At 68.7% G+C, this 3,695-nt stretch carries 2 protein-coding genes and 1 pseudogene; all 3 read right to left on the bottom strand.

All coding sequences use genetic code 11. From position 1 onward, the window contains the following. Positions 1-206 (bottom strand): annotated as a pseudogene (locus G6024_RS15915) (TatD family hydrolase); the annotation flags it as partial. Positions 207-215: 9 nt separating this feature from the next. Continuing rightward, positions 216-2,054, bottom strand: coding sequence for a methionine--tRNA ligase (gene metG / locus G6024_RS15910; RefSeq protein WP_159149144.1), 1,839 nt, complete (start codon positions 2,052-2,054; stop codon positions 216-218). Positions 2,055-2,097: 43 nt separating this feature from the next. Further along, a complete protein-coding gene (locus G6024_RS15905; RefSeq protein ID WP_235027948.1) occupies positions 2,098-3,615 on the bottom strand; it encodes a BCCT family transporter in 1,518 nt (505 codons plus the stop codon). Positions 3,616-3,695 lie beyond the last annotated feature (80 nt).

Genomic DNA, 3,695 nt, shown 5'->3' with positions numbered 1-3,695 from the left:
GCGGCGGCCACGACGGCCTCGGACTCGGCCAGGTCGTCACCCACCGTGACCAGGGCCGCGACCCCGGCGAGCGCGGCGCGGTCTGCGGCGGCGCGCACCTCGTCGGCGGTGCGGTGTCCGCAGGAGTAGAGGTGCGTGTGTGCGTCGACGAGCCCGGGTAGCGACTCGGGCAGGACGGGGGTGGGCCGGGGCTTGCGCTTACCCATACGGTCGCCTCAGTCCTCCTGCTGGATGGGCGCCCAGCTCGGCCCGGTCTCGGCCAACTCGGGGTCGACCTTGGCGAACAGCGGGCTGGGCTTGGCCAGCGGGGTGCCCGGGGTGATCTCGGTGCGCGCCCACCGCGCCTGCTCGGCGGCGTAGTCACCCATGATCACCGGGTAACTGCGGCCCGCGTCGGGCAGCCCCTCTCCGACGAGCTCGACCGGCATGTCGTCGGTGACCTCGTGCACCTGCGGGGCGGCGGCCCACACGCCCTGCCCGCCGATCGCGCCGTGGATCTGCTGCGAGGCCGACGGCAGGTACGGGGTGAGCAGCGTGTTGGCGTCGGAGACCACCTGCAGTGCGGTGTGCAGGACGGTGCCCAGACGCTCGCGCTGGTCGGGCTCCTTGGCCAGCTTCCACGGCTCGGTGGCGGCGATGTAGCGGTTGGCGGCGCCGACAATGCGCATGGCCTCGGTGGCGCCGGCCTTGAACCGCGAGCGCTCGAGGTGCGCGCCGACGGTGGCGAAGGCCGACTCCGCCTCGCGCAGCAGCTCGGCGTCGACGTCGGTCAGGGTGCCGGGCCGCGGGATCTCGCCGAAGTTCTTGTGTGCCATCGACACGGTGCGGTTGACGAGGTTGCCCCAGCCGCCGACCAGCTCGGAGTTGGTGCGGCGCACGTACTCGTCCCAGGTGAAGTCGGTGTCGTGGTTCTCCGGGCCCGCGACCGAGATGAAGTAGCGCAGCGCGTCGGGGCCGAACTCGGCCAGGAAGTCGCGTACGTAGATCACCACGCCGCGCGAGGACGAGAACTTGGACCCGGACATGGTGAGGAACTCGGACGAGACCACCTCGGTGGGCAGGTTCAGTGCGCCCAGCGCCCCGGGCTCGCCGCCGTGGGCGCCCCGGCCGTCGTAGCCGATGAGCTCGGCCGGCCAGATCTGGGAGTGGAAGGTGATGTTGTCCTTGCCCATGAAGTAGTGGGACACGGCCTCGGGGTCGGTCCACCAGCGCCGCCACGCCTCGGGCTCCCCGGAACGCCACGCCCACTCGATGGAGGCGGACAGGTAGCCGACCACGGCGTCGAACCACACGTAGAGCTTCTTGTCGCCGCGGTCCTGCCACCCCTCCACCGGGATGGGGATCCCCCAGTCGATGTCGCGACTCATGGCACGCGGGCGCAGGTCCTCGAGCAGGTTGAGAGAGAACTTGAGGACGTTGGGTCGCCAGTCCTTGCGTCCCTTGAGCCAGTCCCCCAGCGAGTCCGCGAGGGCGGGCAGGTCGAGGAACCAGTGTTCGGTCTCGATGAACTTCGGGGTCTCGCCGTTGATCCTGGAGACCGGGTTCTTCAGGTCGGCCGGGTCGAGCTGGTTGCCGCAGTTGTCGCACTGGTCCCCGCGGGCGCCGTCGTCACCACAGATGGGGCAGGTGCCCTCGATGTAGCGGTCCGGCAGGGTCCGCCCGGTGGACGGGCTCACCGCACCGGTGGTGGTCTTGGCGACCATGTAGCCGTTCGCGTGCAGGCCCCGGAACAGTTCCTGCACCACCGCGTAGTGGTTCCGCGTGGTGGTGCGGGTGAACAGGTCGTAGCTCAGCCCCAGGCCGGCGAGGTCGTCCACGATCACCCGGTTGTAGCGGTCCGCTAGCTCCTGGACCGGCACGCCCTCCTTCTCGGCCTGCACGAGCAGCGGCGTGCCGTGCTCGTCCGTGCCCGAGACCATGAGGACGTCGTTGCCTGCCATCCGCTGGTAGCGCGAGAAGACGTCCGACGGCACCCCGAACCCCGAGACGTGTCCGATGTGCCGGGGGCCGTTCGCGTACGGCCATGCGACCGCGGTCAGGACTGTCTTCGCCATGGGCTACAGACTAGTGGTCACGTCCGCGGGGGCCGGGACCGCGTCAGGCCTCCTCGGCCGCGGGATCTCGCGAGAGCGATTTGTGGATGGACACGCACAGCGCGATCAGCACCAGCACGAACGGCGAGGCGGCGATGATCGTCATGTTCTGCAGGCTCGACAGGGCGTTGCCGCCACCGTCACCGGCCACCAGCATGATGATCGCCACGGCGGCGGTGAACGACCCCATGAGCATGACGAGCCAACGGGTCGGCTCCTCCACGCCGTGCTGGGCCATCCCGCCCATGACGATCGACGCCGAGTCCGCGGAGGTGATGAAGAAGATGGCGATGAGGACCATCGCCACCACCATGAGTACGGGCGCGAGCGGCAGCTCGCGGAGCAGGTTGAACAGTTGCGGCTCGAGCGACCCGTCGCCGAAGACGCTGCGTCCGGCCTCCTCGAGGTAGAGGGCGAAGCCGCCGAAGATGGAGAACCAGACCACCGACAGGGTGCTGGGGATCAGGACCACGCCGATGATGAACTCGCGAACAGTGCGCCCACGGCTGATACGGGCCAGGAACATGCCAACAAACGGCGACCAGGAGATCCACCACGCCCAGTAGAAGACCGTCCACCCGGAGAGCCACTCGGCGGCCTCACCGTTCTCGCTCACCGCGGTACGCGAGGCCATGTCGAAGAAGTCGGAGAAGTAGGTGCCGATCGTGGTGGGGATGAGGTCGAGCATGAAGAACAGGGCGCCGGAGAAGATCGCCACGAACAGCGCGAGCGACACCGCCAGGATGAGGTTGATGTTCGACAGCAGCTGGATACCGCGGCTGATCCCGGAGGCGGCCGAGGCGAGGAACACCAGGCCCAGGACCACGATGACGCCCACGACCAGGGCGATGCCGCCACCGCTGATCGCGCCGGTCTCGTTGAGCCCGGCCCGGATCTGCAGCGCACCCAGGCCGAGCGAGGCCGCGGTGCCGAAGATGGTCGCGACGACGGTCGCGATGTCGAGGACCTTGCCGATCCATCCCGCGGCCCGCTTCTCGCCGATGAGCGGAACGAACGCCTGGGAGATGAGGTGGCCGCGCTTGAAGCGGTAGGCGGCCAGGGCGAGCGCGAGCCCGACGATCGCGTACATCGACCACGGGTGCAGGGTCCAGTGGAACGTCGTCGTGGCCATGGCCACGTCGTACTGCTGCTCCTGCCCCGGCGGCGGCTCCTGGAAGTGGGTCAGCGGCTCGGACACGCCGTAGAACATCAACCCGATCCCCATACCCGCGGCGAACATCATGGCGATCCACGACCGGGTGGAGTATTCCGGCTTCTCGTCGTCCCCACCCAGCCGGACGCCGCCGAACCGGGACAGGGCCAGGTAGATCGCGTAGACCACGACCGTGGTGGAGACGAGGATGAACAGCCATCCCACCGTGTCCACCACCAACGAGAACGCCTCACCGGCGGCGTTCTCGAACGAAGTGGTGTACATGGCGCCCCAGATCACCACGATGAGAGCGATGATCGTGGTGGGCACGAGGACCGTGAAGTCGACGCCCGGACGGGGCCCGCGCACAGGGTCCTCTGGGCCGTCATTCGACGCGTCGAAAGCTTTCTCTCGTGACTTAGCCTCAATTCACCGATGAAGTAGCCGGG

The sequence above is a fragment of the Dietzia maris genome (genome assembly GCF_014144855.1).
GTDB classification, from domain to species: domain Bacteria; phylum Actinomycetota; class Actinomycetes; order Mycobacteriales; family Mycobacteriaceae; genus Dietzia; species Dietzia kunjamensis.
This window is presented reverse-complemented; position numbering and strand designations above follow the sequence as displayed.

Excerpts from the sequence above, each read along its gene's own strand:
- metG (WP_159149144.1), bottom strand. The coding sequence starts at position 2,054 with ATGGCGAAGACAGTCCTGACCGCGGTCGCATGGCCGTACGCGAACGGC.